This is a genomic window from Photobacterium frigidiphilum, assembly GCF_003025615.1.
GTDB classification, from domain to species: Bacteria; Pseudomonadota; Gammaproteobacteria; order Enterobacterales; family Vibrionaceae; genus Photobacterium; species Photobacterium frigidiphilum.
Window position 1 is genome coordinate 136,663 of record NZ_PYMJ01000001.1, and the last position, 17,644, is coordinate 154,306.

Annotated in this window: 5 protein-coding genes; 2 read left to right on the forward strand and 3 right to left on the reverse strand. The window is 41.7% G+C overall.

What is annotated here, in order from left to right; all coding sequences use genetic code 11:
- Positions 1-64: 64 nt before the first annotated feature.
- The gene (norV, locus tag C9J12_RS00600) at positions 65-1,612 is read left to right on the forward strand and encodes an anaerobic nitric oxide reductase flavorubredoxin (RefSeq protein ID WP_107240942.1); all 1,548 of its coding nucleotides are present in this window, start codon (positions 65-67) and stop codon (positions 1,610-1,612) included.
- 9 nt (positions 1,613-1,621) lie between these two features.
- Positions 1,622-2,767: an NADH:flavorubredoxin reductase NorW gene (norW, locus tag C9J12_RS00605; RefSeq protein WP_107240943.1), complete on the forward strand. Its 1,146-nt coding sequence runs from the start codon at positions 1,622-1,624 to the stop codon at positions 2,765-2,767.
- A 101-nt stretch (positions 2,768-2,868) separates the two neighbouring features.
- Here norW and C9J12_RS00610 read toward each other — a convergent pair whose 3' ends face one another.
- From C9J12_RS00610 to C9J12_RS00620, 3 genes are all read right to left on the reverse strand, one after another.
- Complete coding sequence (locus C9J12_RS00610) at positions 2,869-3,375, reverse strand: OmpA family protein (RefSeq protein ID WP_107240944.1); 507 nt, start codon at positions 3,373-3,375, stop codon at positions 2,869-2,871.
- Between the two features lie 41 nt (positions 3,376-3,416).
- On the reverse strand, positions 3,417-6,914 hold the full coding sequence (locus C9J12_RS00615; protein ID WP_107240945.1) for a TonB-dependent receptor: 3,498 nt from the start codon (positions 6,912-6,914) through the stop codon (positions 3,417-3,419).
- A gap of 98 nt (positions 6,915-7,012) precedes the next feature.
- Positions 7,013-17,239 (reverse strand): DUF7507 domain-containing protein, encoded by a 10,227-nt coding sequence (locus tag C9J12_RS00620; protein WP_107240946.1) that lies wholly within the window; start codon positions 17,237-17,239, stop codon positions 7,013-7,015.
- Between the last annotated feature and the right edge of the window lie 405 nt (positions 17,240-17,644).

Below are 17,644 nucleotides of genomic sequence, written 5' to 3' on the forward strand. Positions count from 1 at the left end.
ATGGCTGAATCCCAGGGATAACATGCATTCAAAATACAGGTTATCAGAATTATAGGTTGGAATTATGTCTATTCACGTTAAGAACAATATTCACTGGGTTGGTCAGCGCGATTGGGAAGTTCGAGATTTTCATGGAACTGAATACAAAACATTAAAAGGAACGAGCTATAACAGTTACCTGATCCGTGAAGGTAAAAACGTGTTAATTGATACCGTTGATCATAAGTTTAGCTACGATTTCGTCCAACAACTAGAACAAGAAATCGACCTAAACGAGATTGATCTTATCGTCATCAATCACGCTGAAGAAGATCATGCTGGTGCTTTATCTGTTTTGCTTAGCAAAATTCCAAACACTCCTATTTACTGTACTGAAAATGCCATTGACTCTATTACTGGTCACCACCATCACCCTGAATGGAATTTCAATGTAGTCAAAACTGGCGATAGCATTGATATTGGTAATGGTAAATCACTCGTCTTTATCGAAACACCAATGCTGCACTGGCCTGATAGCATGATGACGTACATGACAGGTGACGCGGTACTTTTCAGTAACGATGCCTTTGGTCAACACTACTGTGACGAACGTTTATTCAACGATGAAGTTGAGCAAAACGAACTGATGGAGCAGTGCTTACGCTACTATGCCAATATCCTAACGCCATTTAGCCCTCTTGTTACTGCCAAGATTCATGAAGTGTTAAGCTTTAATCTTCCTGTTGATATGGTTGCGACATCTCATGGTGTTATCTGGCGAGATAACCCAACTCAGATTATTGAACAATATCTTGAGTGGGCCAATGAATATAAAGAAGACAAAATCACTATCTTCTACGATTCAATGTCTAACAACACGCGCATGATGGCAGATGGTATCGCTCAAGGTATCATCGAAACTGACCCAAATGTTGCGGTTAAAATCTTCAATGTTTCTCGTCATGATAAGAATGAAATACTGACTAATGTATTTGGTTCTAAAGGTATTCTTGTCGGTTCATCAACCATGAACAATGTGATGATGCCAAAAGTCGCTGGCATGTTAGAAGAAATTACGGGCTTACGCTTTAAAGGTAAAAAGGCCGGTGCGTTTGGTAGTTATGGTTGGAACGGTGGTGCTGTCGATCGTATTCACTCTCGTTTAACCGATGCTGGATTCTTTACTACCGTCGGGTTAAAAACCAAATGGCGACCAGACTCAAATGCAATGGAAGAATGTCGCGAACATGGCCGTAAAATTGCTCGTGAATGGGCATTACAGCCTCTTACTACCGTTGCGACTACACGCGCCGCTATTAACGAACTCAATGTTGCACCTCGCAGCGTTGTAACACCCCAATCAGTTGTTACATCACAGCCAGTTGTAGAAACTGTAACACCAGCAACAAATGAAGCGGCAGTCGTGCAACAAGAAGTAACCAGCACCACAACGTCTAGCGGCACAGACCAAACACAGAAACAAATTTGTACTGTGTGCCAGTGGATATACGACCCAGAGTTAGGCGAGCCTAATCAAGGTGTTGAGCCAAAGACAGCATGGGAAGAAGTACCCGATTCATTCTTATGTCCTGAATGTGGTATTGGCAAACAAGTATTCGAACCCACTAACTAAGGCAATATTATGAACAAGCATATTGTTATAATTGGCAGTGGTTTCGCGGCTTATCAATTGGTCAAATCACTACGCAAACAAAATGAGCTAACCCCTATTACGGTTATTACAGCCGATAATGGCGATGATTACTCTAAGCCGGACTTAAGCCATGTATTCAGTCAGCAGCAAACCGCTAATGATCTGATTAAGCAAACAGCTGACGACTTTGCTCGTGCGAACAACATCACTTTAATGCCTAATACTCGGGTTAAGGCGATAGACAGTACAAAACAAGTGGTTCATTTTAATGATCACTGTATCGGCTACTCTGATTTGGTGCTGGCGACAGGCGCGACCTCTTTCATTCCACCGTTTTCTGGTAATGGGACAGACGAAATCGTCACATTGAACAGCCTAATGGAATATGAAGAGCAGCAAGATAAGCTTGCAACAGCGAAGTCTGTTCTCGTGCTTGGTGCCGGATTAATTGGCACTGAAATCGCGATGGATTTAGCGACATCAGGTAAAAAGGTGACATTGCTAGATCGTGCTACCAGCCTAATGCCAACGCTATTACCGTCATTTATTAGTGCAAATTTATATCAAACCATGCAAGAAAAAGGGGTCGATATAAAGCTAGGCAAAGAAGTTAAAACGATTACCCGCCACCATCAAGAATTGATTGTGACGCTGCAAGATGATTCTTATCAGCACGCTGATGTCATTATTGCTGCTATGGGTCTAGCGCCTAATACACAATTAGCACAAGAATCAGGTATTGATGTTGCTAAAGGGATTCTGGTTAATCAGCACATGCAAACGTCAGTAAACAATGTTTATGCATTAGGTGACTGTGCCGAGCTAAATGGCAAGGTAAGAGCTTTCTTACAGCCAACCATGTTAAGTGCAATGGCATTAGCAAAAACATTACTCGGATCGCCAACACCAGTTCAACTACCAGCCAGTTTAGTGAAAGTGAAAACACCTTGGCTGCCACTGCATTTATCAGGTGATACCACCAGCGATAATTTAATGTGGGAAGTAAAGCAAGAACCTGAAGGTTTAGTTGCTAAAGCCTTTAATCAAACAACTGGCGACCTCGCAGGCTTCATTGTTAGTCATAATCAGCTTAAAGCAGCATTCCCACTGTTAAGATTATTACCAATAGAATAATTAAAACACAGCCCTTCGATAATCACTGCTAGAAATGGATTTCATTTTGAGAGGCATCACAATGCCTCTCTTTTTTTGCTTCACCTAGCTAGGTCGCTTAATTAAGCTTGCGTAAAAATAACAATACCGCGTCGGTTAAGGGCATTAGCTTTTAGGCTGTGAGCTTTAACTATGGGATTATTTTCGCCAAAATACGCAACTTCAAATGTATAGTTTTCTATCGAAATATGTGTTGATAAATACTGTTGAATTACTATAGATCGACGGAATGATAATTTTTCATTATAGTCATCAGAACCTTGGTAATCAGTATGCCCCGCAATAACAATATGACCTTTCAGATTAATTATTTTAGCAATAAAGTCATCCAATTCCGTAATATCTTCAGGCTTTAAAATAGATTTATCAAAATCGAAATGCGACACTAGTGATAAGTAGATCCTTTTTTCAGGCTCAACTGTTGGCTGTATTTCTGCAATCAGAAACTTCTTCACCGATAGGTCATCAAATTTACCAATATTTTCATCACTGACATAAGTATTAGTGGCGCAACCTGTCATCAGAGTTAGTAGTAAAGTTATACAAAGAGTACGGAAAAAAGCTTTCATTATAGATCCTGTAAATACGTATAGACGGTCTGTTCTATTATTTAGAACTTACCAACAACATTGATAAAGATACCTTCTGCGTCATAATCATCGTTATGCACGAGATCATCTTCAAAGCTCGAGAAGTTATAGCCAACGCCCACTTTCATATTGTCATTAATATGCTTATTCACTGATACTAATGCCCCATGTTCAAGCTGGTCATTTTCCTGATCTTTTTTCCAATGGTATTCGCCAGTGACATCCCAGCTTTTCATCACGTTATAACTTGCGCTTAAACCCGTCAGGAAAATATCGTTCTTCACTGGCACATCAGCACCAGACTCGCGCGTATAGATTTCATCTTTTTTCTTGTAGGCAACTTTGGCCCCCACATCGATATGTGCATCCACTGAGTAGATGGTTTCGCCTTCTATTATGTGGCTTTTCTCGTCTTTATAATCGACATCACGATTCATATTGTCGAAATCAACCAAGTAGGTATAGCGAGTTAAAAAGTTAAGGCGATCATTAAAAATTGGACGGTACGCTAACCCCATATTACTTTCGATAAAGCGCTCGACCACTTCATCTGAAGTGGCATTCTCTGATTTGGAATAATTGAATTTAGCAAACAGTGTGTATTCGTCGGTCAAATGGTGGGTATAGCGGTTGGTGGTAACGTACTGACGAATTTTCTCTTCACCATCATCAACACGGTACTCAACTTTATCTTTTAGAGTGTAGTTATCTTGATCGAAGGCGACATACAAACTTGTTGCTTTGCGCTCAACCCCCACTTCATCAGGATAATCAATGGTGCCTTGCTGAAAAGCGATTCCCGCTTCAATATCATCATCCATATCATAGTCGAAACCAAACGAATCAATCCGCCCTTTGCCATTATTTTCATCAACAAATTGGTTTTCTTGATAAACATCTATCGTATCTGTGAGCGTCGCTTTCTGACCAAAGACAATATTGTTTTTATCATCATATTCATCTTCTACATAGCTTACGTAGGTACTGTAATCGTCCGTTACATCGTAGTTAACTGTTGCTTCTGCTGCATCGCCTCGATCACCACTGGTATACTCGCCAGATAAGATCCAGTTTTCCGTGATTTTGGTTTCGGCCCCCACAGTAACGCTGTCATTCTGATCATAACTGCTGCTCTGGTTGATGGTTTTTTGGGTTTTAGCGTACACGCTGTTATCGTCATCAAAAATATACTCAACACGTGCCCCCACAAGATCACCATCCCCCTTTTCATCTTTGTTATTCAGCTCTTCAATATGCTTTCCAGCAACTGCAACCTTGACGTGCTCTGTCACCATATATTGGGTTTCTAGCTCGATTTCGTCGGTATCTGTGGTGATATCCCCATCTTCTTCTTGTTCCTCAATATGCTTATAGCGCGCAAGTACCTGCGATTTATCACCGGTTTGTAATCGAAGCTGAGTACCGTAAGCCTCTTGTGCTAAGTCGTCGGTTTGACTGGCGTATGAATACCCAGCATCTTTATTTTTGTACCAACCACGAACGTCATTGCCTACCGCGCCAAATGTATCGGGCATAAGATCATAAAGGCTAGCAACACCAGTAATTTCAATCGAGTCGCCTTCTCGCACTTTTGCGCCAGAACTCACCTCGTCGAAACTCAAACCACCATCGAAAGACACAAAGTTACTGTCTGCTTGCGTACCTTCACTATGACCAAACTCTGTTTTTAAATAGGTCCCTTCTGTCGCACGTAAGGTTAAATCGCTGGCATACATTTCATAATCTTGGTCGTCTTTTTCTTCCTGTACATACGTTGCACCGACCCCAACATTGTCGTTGACCCAACCTTTAACACGCCCGCCCGTTGCCATCTTATCAATGGCTTCAGATCCTTCAGGTACATATTCGTAATCAACCGTTAGGTAGTTTTCTAAATCGCCACGAGGGCCACTGTCAATCACGGTGCCAAAATCATCGCCGACGATATCAGAAAGTGGACGGGTTAAAATTAAGCGGCCTTGGTATTCATCGATCTCATAATCACGCCCTGATTGGAGGTACACCTGTTTTTCCGCAATATTGGTATCTTTATCAATGACTTTTATCGATACCTTATCGCTTCCTAGCACGACTTCACCATGGCGTAAAAAGTACAGACTACCACCAGTGCCTAAAAATTCATCATGTGAGTACAGGCTATCGGCTTGCGATGCAAAACCAACGATATTGAGTTTATCATCTCCAAATTTGGTGGTTTCACGGGTGCGGTAATCCCCTTTGAAGCCATACAGACTACGGTTATATCCGCCCGTTTCTGTGCCTGTTACCCCTGTGTTGTAATTACCCCATAAATAGCGCGATTTATCATATTGCACATCAAGATACACCTTACCTTTGGTATTAACGACCTTCTGAATATTGGCATTATCGCCATAGTTGCCGTAATACATTTCATCGTCATCTTCTACGATATCGAATACGGTCGTTTCATCGGCTGCAAACGGGTTTTTGAACATGTCTTTTAATGCAGCTTCTTTGGTATCAACATGGGCTACGACACGGAGTTTATCGCCAAATTTACCTTCACCGAAGTAGGCTAAACGACCACGGTTGTAAATATCACCTTGATATTGTTCATCAACGCCAAGTACGTCTTTATTGCCCGAGACGCGATTTTTTCCTAGATATAAATCGGCTAAACCAGCCTGAGAATAGTAAGTATCTGGAATACGAACAAATAGCTGATATTTCCGTTCATCGCCGTTATCGTACTCCACACGTACAGGAAACATGTATGCGTCTGTTGGCAAGTATTGTTCAACATAGAGACGATTATCTTCGATATCATACCCATCGTCGCCGATATAAACTTTATCGACACCTTTTAAGCCAGTACCCATCAACTTCGCCATACCGGAAGATGTGGGGATGTTATGGCGCATGAGCTTTGCTTCACCGTAGCTACGCCCATTCTTATCGTCTTCATCATCAAACTTATCAATATCAACTTCTTTCGTAGGTTTCACCATATCGGTAACACCTATTGTTGATATATCCATGTTGCCATCTTTATCCCAAACTTTTAGGCGAAACAGCAACTGCTTCCCAGATTCAAATTTATAACCAGTTTGGGTTTTACCGTCCCAATCGATATCAAAGTCGTTGCTCAGTTTATCACCAGAAAGTGTCGCTAATGGTTGAGATAAGTGGCTATCTTTGCCTTGATAAACCTCTAACTGCCATTTTTTCACATAGTAGCTATAGTTAGTTTGAACGTTAAAATTCAGGTTGCTATTAACTGTATTATTCTCAACTTCAACCTCATCACTCAGGCTAATATTTAATACGGGATCAACTTTGGTAATATCTCGGGTGGCCCAAATCGCACCTTCTTTTAAATAAATACGAGAGTTATCTGTTTGCTCATGAATTTCTTTTTTTATGTCTGTTGATTCACTGCTAATTAATTCCAAACCATCTGTTGCACCAGCTTTGGCGATAAAGGGTAAGCAGATAATAATCAGCAATGACAGTCGATTTAATTTAAAATTCTTCACTCTTTGACCTTTTAAAAATGCTGTTACAGAAAACCAAAACGAAAAAGCCTAGGGCTGATGAATTTTCATCAGCCCTTTTCCTTTGTAATTACTCTTTATTAGGAACTTATCGGCTTCTTCTTTTGGCTATTACCTGCACTGGTTTTTGCTTGAACGCTAAAGTTAAATTTCGCTAACGCATGAGGTGTAATACGTTTTACTTTAGGATTCTCACTGATTACCGTCATCCCTGTTGGCAACGAGTCAGAATCTAACTTCACCAGGAAGTTACGCCCTTTCTTATCTGTAACCCATTGATCGGGAACGTGGTAGCGACCGTATTCATCGGTTTCGATCTTGATACCTTCTGTCGTAATCAAGCGAGCACCTGGAATACCATCTTCATAGACACCTAAATTTTCGATGACGATTTCCCATAAATAACCATCGGGTGCTTTATAAAGATTACGGGTCACATTCAGCTCTTCAGCAGATAACTCTTCTTTTACATCACCTTCTAGGTGGCGTTGAATTTTACCTTGCGCATCAAATGTTATCGTTGTGCCATTATCCGTTTCTATCACCAGTAAAAATGGCGTCATCGTGCGTGTCTTGAATTGGATATATGCCTTATTTGACTGCTTCAACGTGCGGTTTTTAGATTGACCATATAACTCATCAATATGAATACCGTCTATTGCTGGCACCGTATTTTCGTCATCAACCACCACGGTGTGACCATTAACCTCGAGGGTGGTTGAACCCGCTATATAGTCTTGTAGTTTAACCGTTGTGGTTAGCTCAATATCATCAGCCGTTGCATCGGCTTGGAATCCATCACCATTGAGATCTTCAAACACCTTACCGATTATCGATGCGGTATCGAATAGTTTATCCGCTTCAATTTCCACCGTTGCCGAACCAGTGTTCGATACATTGCTATTATCAACTTTAGCTACCGCGGTATTAACATACTTACCAAACGTCACCCCTATACTTACCCGCATCAAGTAACGAATACGTAATTTCTCGTAAGGGTCAAAATCCACTTGAGGGAATTGCAAACTGCCTGATAACGTAGGTTCTGCTGACACAACCACATCATCAGAAGTTTCAAATTCACCATCAGCACCGCTTAGCACCATCTCGGTAGAATCTGGCACATATTGAAAACCAGCAGGGAATCGGTCATCGACAACGACATTATTAAAGTAAGATTCATTGTTGTTATCGACGATAATTTCATACTCAACAACATCACCCACTTGAGCGTCAGTCTTTGTTGCCCGCTTAGTAAGATCTAACTCTCCCGTATTATCTGGGATCTTTTTAATATGCGTGGTTGCCTCATCTTGAGTAACCTTGCCATTTTCTTCCGTTGCTTTGAATATATTGGTAATGTCATCATCCAAATGCTTATTGATCGTTGCAACAATCATCATCTCTATATTGTTACGACCATTCGACTTCATGTTTTTGATCACATTGAGGTTATTCTTATTATTTTGGTCACCTTTAATCGTAAAGTGATCAATTAAGCGCCCTTCTTCAAATTCACGACCAGTGATCACCCAATCTGTAAATACATCAATACCTTTGGTATTTTGAAGACCCGCAATATCGTCAAACAATGTTACGTTGGGTGCATTGCCCCCACCGGTATTATTAACCGACAATTGATACTGTACCGTTTTGTCATCATCGGTATAAGAAGCCTTCTCTACCGTTTTCACCACACTCAGCTGCGAACCCACTGGCGGTATTTGTAAAACTTCTAATTTGCCTGACGTACCCACCTCAATCTGTTTGGCGAGCTGCCTAGCTGCCCCCGTACCCGGTATATTGATGGTCGAATCTAAAAAGAAAGTACGTAAATCAATAGGCGTTAACATGTCTTGATTAACGATGGCTACGATGGTGTATTCAACTTTACCATGAGGCGCTATATTGATTGATGTTGCTATATCACTATCATCGGTAAACGTTCCTGACGTGGTATCAACGCCTTCGGTTACGGCTTTAATGGTCCAACTATCAAACGCATTGTCCTCATGGCCATCAATATAGGTACCCGATGCCTTATTAAACTGCGTAAGCAAATACACGTTTTTAGCAATGCCATCACTGTCATTCGCCAATGTTAAGTGGTATTCGATGGTGTTGCCTGGCACGTACTCCTCTTCAACGGCTGTTAATGTGCCTTTCACTTTTGCAGCTACCGTCGGCACCCAGTTACTTTTCACATCATTCCCATTAAGTTGGGCAATGTTTTGAATATCACTGGTTGCATGCTCATTGACTGTGCCTGTTACATCAAACGTAACGGTAGATTTAGGTGCGATATCCACTTTATACCTGGTCTCGGAACCTTTAGCAGTTAATGAGCCTGCTGGTACAACTTTCGGCGTAAAGCTGATAGTACCCGGAATGAAAGCTGGTCCAGTCGTACCGTCAATGTACTTCACTTGAACCGTAGACATATCATCGACGACAATCATATCGTCAATGTAATTTGACGAGGTATTTGCAATCGTCAGTACGAAGCTTAGTGGCTGATTAGGTGTATATTTTTCTTCAACACTGACTTTACTCACACGCGTTGAGGTCGGTGCAGGCTCGACAACTGCATCATCTTCTTGAGAAGCACCGTCAGCATCGGTGATAACCGCTGTATTTGTGATGGTGCTAATCGCATGGTCTTGAACTTTCGCCGTTACAGTGAAGGTCACCGTATCTTCTGGCGCAATATCCATCACCGCATCAATATCACTATTGTTGGCAGGATGATAAATCTTGCGGGTATTTGCCATCACGACGGTTTTACTATCACCCGCTTTGTACTCGACTTTCCAGTCGGTAAATGCACGTTCAGATCTGCCCAAATTGGTATCAACAAATATGTTGGATACCTCATCGGTTAGCGCAATATTATTGGCAAAAGACTGAGATTTGTTATGTACATCAATGTGGTAAACAACCTTGCCACCATCAGTATAGGTTTTACTTTCTGAGGTCTTGGTAATTTCAACTTCTGACTTTGCAGCAGGCGTTACTACACTTGCATCTTGCCCGCTAGCTGACGCGGTATTGGTAATGTCGCCAATAACGTTATCCGCGACCTTGGCTTTAATCACAAAGATGACTGATTCATTCGGCGCAATATCTGCCTTCGCCGTTTCGTCAGTGGTTTTTGCCACAATACTGTTGATGACGACTGGAGCTTCAAAAGTAATCGAACTGACATCAAAGGCATCACCTATTGCAGGCACAGATGCTGATCCCCCTGCAACTTCTGCCTGGATCTTTGATACTTCGTCCCTTATTACAATGTCATTTGCCCAGCTGCCAGAGGTATTGCTAACCGTGACCGTATACGTTAGTTCCTGCCCTGGTACATATTCAGCAGCATCAACTTTTTTCGTGATTTCAAGCGTTGATTCTTTAGGAGTAATGACCACCTCTTCAGAGGCAATATCATTGGCGAATGCTGTATTGGGAATATCGCCAACAACATCGGCAGCCACTGTTGCTTCAAAGATAACTGTCACTTTACTTGCAGGACCAATATCTGCCATTGCCGATACGCTGCCATCTGGATTGGCAAAGACAAAACCCTCGCCGTCGACTACACCTGAAATCACTTTTAAGGAACTGATATCAAATGCAGGCCCTGTTTCCCCCCCCGCAACTTCTACATTAATCGCAGCTATATCATCGGTAATTTTCACATCATTTGCCCAAGCATCCGTCGTATTCTCAACAACTAAGCTATAGGTCATGACTTGACCCGGAATAAACGTGGGTTCATCGACACTTTTCATAATGGTGAAAGTGGCTGTTTTCGGGGTAATAACGACTTCTGCCGACTTATCGTTGGCATTCGCAATATTACTGATCTCGCCGACTACATTTGAAGCCACATTCACTTTGATTGTGAATACCACATTGCTATTTGGTGCTATATCGGCAGTGGCATTCTCACCAGTACCATCGACAAAGCTCGTTCCTTTCGCAATATCGACAGTGATAGTCGCGGCATCAAATGCAGGCCCTGTTACTGCGCTGCCTGCCGCTGAGTCATGTGCGATTTCAGCTTCAATTTTTGAGACCTCATCACTAATCGCAACATCATTAGCCCAGCTATTCGTCGGGTTAGACACCGTCACGGTATAAGTAATCAATTGACCAGGTACAAACTCTTTTGTATCTGCTGTTTTGGTTATCTCGATATCAAAAGGTGCAGGCTGGATAATGACGGTTTCTGAAGGAATATCATCGGCTGTCGCGGTGTTAGAAATCTCACCGATAACATTGTCAGACACAATCGCTGTAATCGTAAATGTAATGGTATCGCCCGGCTTTATATCTGCGATGGCTGAAATAGAACCATCAGGATTAGCTGATACGTAACTCTCACTTTGCTTAACAAGTAACGATGATGAGCTAAAAGCTGGTCCAATATTCAGCGTAGCTAAACTACCCGCTATTTCAGCTGTAATTGCGCTAATCGGATCTTTTATTACAACATCATTCAGCCATGTATCACCGGTATTGGTGACTGTAACGGTATAATTAACAGTCTGCCCCGGAATAAACGTTTCTGTATCAACCGCTTTATGAATTTCAAGCGACGATGCCTGTGGCGTAATAGGATCGGTTGTATCGTTTTGGCTATCGATAATCGCAGTATTCGCATCGACAGTGCCTAACGCATTGTCTTTTATTTGAGCTTTTATGATGAAGGTGATCCCTTCTTTTGGTGCAATATCAGCTTCAAGATCCAAGTTACCTGTAGGTGAATAATTCGGTAAATAGGTATCTTTCTCAAGATCTAAACCTCGGCTAATTACATGGGTAGCGACCCAAGAAGAGAACGCGGTTTCTGTCTTATCACCAGCAAGTTCAACCATGATTTTGCTTATTTCATCTTTCATGGTGATATCATTCGCCCAACCGTCAGATTGGTTATCGACTGTTATTTGGTATTCAACCTCATCCCCCGGTAAATAATGGGTGTCCTTTGAATATGTCGCCCCACCCACTGATACAATCGTTTTATAATGATCTACTTGCTTAGGCTGCGGGTCTAACACCGCCGTTGCGGATAAACTACGATTACTATTATCTCGTGATAACCCTTTCGATGTTTTCAAATGAGCAGTATTGGTAACTTGACCCAACGCTGTATCGCGGATAGCCGCTTTAACCGTAAATTCAATGTAGCCAAGTGGGGCAATATCGATATCGGTATCAATATCGACATTATTCCCTCCCGTAAAACCGTCTACATTAGTAATACCGCTCGATTGATCAACAGATACATTCCATTGCATAAACGGATTTGCCGTTGGATTCTCTTTGCCACTACCAGAGAGTTCAGCAATATCGGTAGTGATTGACGACAGAATATCGGAGAGGTGTTGATTGTAGATAGTACCCTGCTTGGTATTTTCAAGGCGGATCTTATACACAACATCTTGGCTTGGTAGATATTGAGAAATAGCCTTGCCTGCTGAGTCAAACACTGCTTTTTTTAGAGTGACTTTCGCTGGCAGCATTGTTGAAACGGGAGAGGTCTTTTTTAATCCAAAAACATCAACGGTATTGCTAAAGTCACCCACCGCTTTATTACTGATTTGGGCTCTGATAATGTAATCGACAAACCCATCGTGACCTAGGTCGGCGTGAGTATCGATATCATGGTTATCGCTGGTTGAACCAGCATTAGACACACTGCCAGAATCTTTTTCTTTCGTTATCTTCCAACTAGTAAATGCTTGACCTGTCGTATTATCAAAATAATCCGTTTCAATACTTTCTATTGCATCTTTCACCGGAATATTAGCAATATTACTGCTGCTGTTATTTTGGATATGAATACGGTATTCGACGCTGCCACCCGGCATGTATCCATTATTATTTGGCAGCTTATCGCCAGCGGCATCGTAATACGCAACAATCTCTTTGCTAACATCGTACTGGCGGGTTTCAGGGCGGGTCGTCACACTGGTCGTATTACCATTCACATTGAGGACATTCAGAATGTCACCAGCAGCCGTTTCTGCAACTGTCGCTGTTACGTGATAAACGAATTTACCCCCGAGCGGGATATCTGCCGTTGTCTTAAGATCGTGATTGTCGCTATAAAGTCCCGGTGAAGCGAACGTTTTGAAATCACCAAAATATTCTGGTTCGATGGTCCATGCGGTAAATGCTTTAATTTGGTTGTTATCAACATCTGTCACTTCCACGGATGAAATTGCATCTTCAATATTCACATCCTGCGCATGCGCATTGCCTGTATTCTCGACTGTTAGCAAATACTCTAGCGTTTTGCCCGGTGCATAGTTCGCTTCAACCGTTTCTTTCTTATATTCAATCTGTGCGGCATATGGCTTCACAATTAAGCCATCATTATTAATCTCACCAATGGCATCATCACGTACCGTACCTGTGATGGTGTAAATCACCTTATCGTGTGGCGCGACATCGATAATAGTGTCTAAATCAGTATTTGCTTTTACGACACCATCCAATACTCCATCTGTCGACCCACCATCTTTAGGATTTGCATCTTCTATCGCAACATCAACAGTGAACTGTGGGTTGGTAGGATCACCGTCGGTAGCAAAAGGGTTACCTTCACCGCCGTTTAATAACGTAACGCTTAATTTGCTGATCTCATCTTGAATAGCAACGTTATTAAAGTAGCCTAATGCCGATGAAGCAGTAATGGTATACGTAACTTTATCACCGGGCTTATACATCGCGGGGGACACTTTCCGAACAACAGCCCCACCAGATTCCGCTCGGTGGTTTTGCACTTTGGCAAACGCTTTATACGTGCGCTCTTTCCCATTGCGATCAGTTGAAACAACATTCAAATAAGCAATATTTTCAAGGGTGTCTTCGATAACATTGTCTTTCACAATGGTGGTTATACGATAAACGGCTTCAGCTCCCGACTGCAGCGTTATGTGATCATTAAGATCAGTGGTGCTGCCTGACGGTATAATCTGTTCACTAACAGATCCTATCGTTCGCTCTATTCCCCAGCTTTCAAACGCTGTGTCTTCATTAGCATCAGGATAATGAGCGTCTTTATCATTCGCAGTTTTAACCCCCATAGTCGATAAATCATCAACAACGGATACATCATTCATTTCTTTATCAGAATGGTTCGTTACCGACACCACATATACATGTTCCTGACCTGGGTGGTAATAAACCAGCTCAGAGTACTTATCAATGCTGACACTGATATCTTTCTCTGGTTCATCGATTTCTGCTGACTCATCAAACTCACGATTGTTTTGATTATCATGCACTTTTACAGTATTGGTAATTTTTCCGCGATCGAGAAGACTATCAATAACAGTGCCAGTTACCTCAAAGGTAATTTTAGAATGGGGGGCAATATCGACCTGTGTATCAATATTATCAGTGGTTTTGACTGAGCTGTATTTTTTATCAACACGTGTACCTAAGCCTGTTTCAACAGAACTTATCTTCCATTCATTAAATAGTCCCAAAGAGGCAATATCATCAAACACAGTAGTATCATTGGCATAACCATCACCAATATTTTCAACCACAATGGTGTAAGTGACCTTTTCACCCACAGCGTAATAAGGCTGGCTCACGTCTTTGGTAACACGTAAATTAGGCTTTTTAGGCTGACTAATCGCATTACCAGTCACATTATCAGTCACATCACCAGTCACTAGCATGGCATTAACTGAGTTTGAAAACGGGCCCCAAATAATATGATCTTGCGTACGCTCTTTTAATTGGCCGACTACGGTATAAATGATTTTCCCGCTGGGAGGAATATCCGCGTAAACATTAAGATTCTTATCCTTAACTGAACCACTAATGCCAGAGTCGGCTTCATCACCTTCGGCAACCGCAGTAATTTTCCATGATTCAAACGGATTTTCGGCAGCACCAGCAGGTTTAGACTCTAATAAATCAGCACGAATACCTTCGATATCATCAAAAACATGCACACCTTTAGCAAAACCAGCAGGGTCGCCATTCTTAACCTCAATCGTGTAGGTAAAAGTGTTTTCAGAATCGCTGTAAGTACCGATATCAACATTTTTTCTGATGGTAATATCATGTATATACGGTATAGAGCCGACTTCTGAATGACCACCATCACCTGCCGTTACTTTGTTGCGAATTTCGCCGTTTATTTTCACATCCGTTTTGGCTGTAACGGTGTATGTGACAGTATCGCCAGGGTAAATAGTGGCGTGGGTATGAATATCAGCGTTATCACTAATAGAACCGTCTAAGTCAGGCTTGGTCGGGTTAGTTGTCGCACCTGAAGTATTTGTCGCAGAGCTTACTACCGTCCAGCTATCAAACGCCTTAATATCACCACCATCAACACTACTCGCCATTACACCCGAAATAGCATCATCAACAGGCACGTTAATAACGTATCCTTGTGCTGGGTTTTCGATAGTGATGGTGTACGTAAGGTTATCACCGGGAATAAATTGGGTTTTATCGACCGTTTTCTTAACTTGAATTTTGCCTTTTGGCATTTCAAGCCCTGAGCCGCTCTCATCAATAGCATCACACCCTGGGGTATCATGAATATGACCCACGCTATTTTCATTCACCAATGCTTCAATGTGGTAAACCACTTTACCATTGGGCGCTAAGTCAGCCACAAATTCAAAATCGCCACTTTGTCGGCTGGTTTTATTCGCGACCAAACCAGCGTCGGTACCCTCGCCAATTTCTTCAACACTCTTCACTTTCCAACCAGAAAACGCATCCGATGTTGAACCGTCAGCTTGCTCTGTTTGCACACAGGTGGTGAGGTTATCCATCATGGCAACATTGTTAGCAAATTTAGTGCTGTCACTATTTTCAATAGTGATATCGTAAGGCACCCATTGACCAGGAGAATATTGAGTTGCCGTGGTCTTTTTGCTTGCTGATGCGGTATCTAATACATCTAAGTTAGTCGAAGTGGCAACATCAGAAGTCGCAACTTGGCGACCCGTACTATCATTGACTTGGGCGCTATTATCTATCGAAGAAATCGAGACTGATTTTGTTACTGCTCTAATGGTGTATTTAATCGATTCATTTGGCGAAATAGAGACTACATCATCCAAATCGACATCCGAGGCTTCACCCGCTAACGTTAATGCAGACTGACTGTTGGCCCCTATCGACGCCACTTTTACCGTCCAGCTCTGGAATGGGTTAGCACCCACATCTGTGTGATCATGCTTAGCTGAGGCATCGTTAGCTAACAACGATGAAATATCACTAATCGCATCTTTCACTTGATATTGGTACGCAATGCCGCGACCTGAGTTTGATGCGGTAATGGTATACGTCAGCTCATCACCCACCTGATAATTATTTTGCTTATCAACAGCTTTCGTAATAGAAAGGTTAGGCTTGGCAGGATTTATAACAATAGTATTTGAAGGGTTAGTTACTGAGTGGGCTGTCGCTTCTGCCGTATTATTAATAGAAGAAACAATATCAAGCGCAACGGTTGCCTTAATGTGGTATTCAACCCATCCACCAGTATCAATACTTACATTCGTTGCACTTAAATTGCCAGATGAATTAAAACTACCGACATTTGACAACGAACCGGATTTTGAAGCAGTAATCGAAGTAGAAGAAAAAGCAGGAACTGAGAGACCGTCAATCGAGGTTGCTTCAATAGCCCTAACGGCATCAGCCACTGTCATACCTTTGATAAGCGATGCGCCGTTATTATCAATATGGATTTGGTAAGTAATCACTTCGCCTGGTGCAAAATCCCCTTCGGTTACAGTTTTACTGACTGAAAAATCGTATTTAACACGCTCAACAGAAACAACATTAGACTCAATCGTCTCATGAGGGGCGGCACTAATAAAAGAGCCGCTCGCATCAATACGACCAACAACGTCATCAGCAACCCTTGCTGTAAGGTAGTAGGTAATCGTATCACCAGCTGCTAACGTCACATTTTGAGCATATAGATTACCCGAGGTCGAAAAATCACCAACGGAAGATTTAGCAGAAGAGGCATTAGCTGAAATTGACACTGCAGAGAAGGCATTACCTTCTCCCCCACTATCAATGTCTGCTAAAACAGCAAGCAAATCACTTTTAACTTCAATGCTTTCTACACCGCGTCGAGCTGAGTTAGTGACAACTAACTTATAATCAATATTATCGCCATTATCATATTTTGCACTGGTACTTGAGAGCGAAATAGCCACATTACTGCTGGCAGCAAAAACATGACCCGAAAAAATGACAGACAAAAGAAAAACACACAGGGGTATGAACCTGACTTGAGCTAAACCGTTATTCATAGACTTGCTGCTGACCTTGCTTCGTTATATTAGTTATATTTTTTAACGAACACATGCCTATGCTTCATATCAAGCATTGAGCCCGTCAAATTTAGTCAAAGCCTAACAAGTCAATAATTTGGCGTTAAATAATAAAAACTCGGAAATAATCACTTCGGTATTTTATCTTCGCTCATTTTCTAAATAATAAATTTACCTTTTACCCCCTCATGCTTTCCTAATTGATCGATCACTATGGTTTAACAGCTTAAGTCTCCAAAATAAAAATATCGAACATTGCCACCTATATAAGAGCAATAACACTTACACCATAAAAAACACATAAAAAACATAATGTTACATGCAAAATCAGAAAAATTCAGATCCAAATAACTCTACTTTCAAAATAAATCCAACAATAAACAT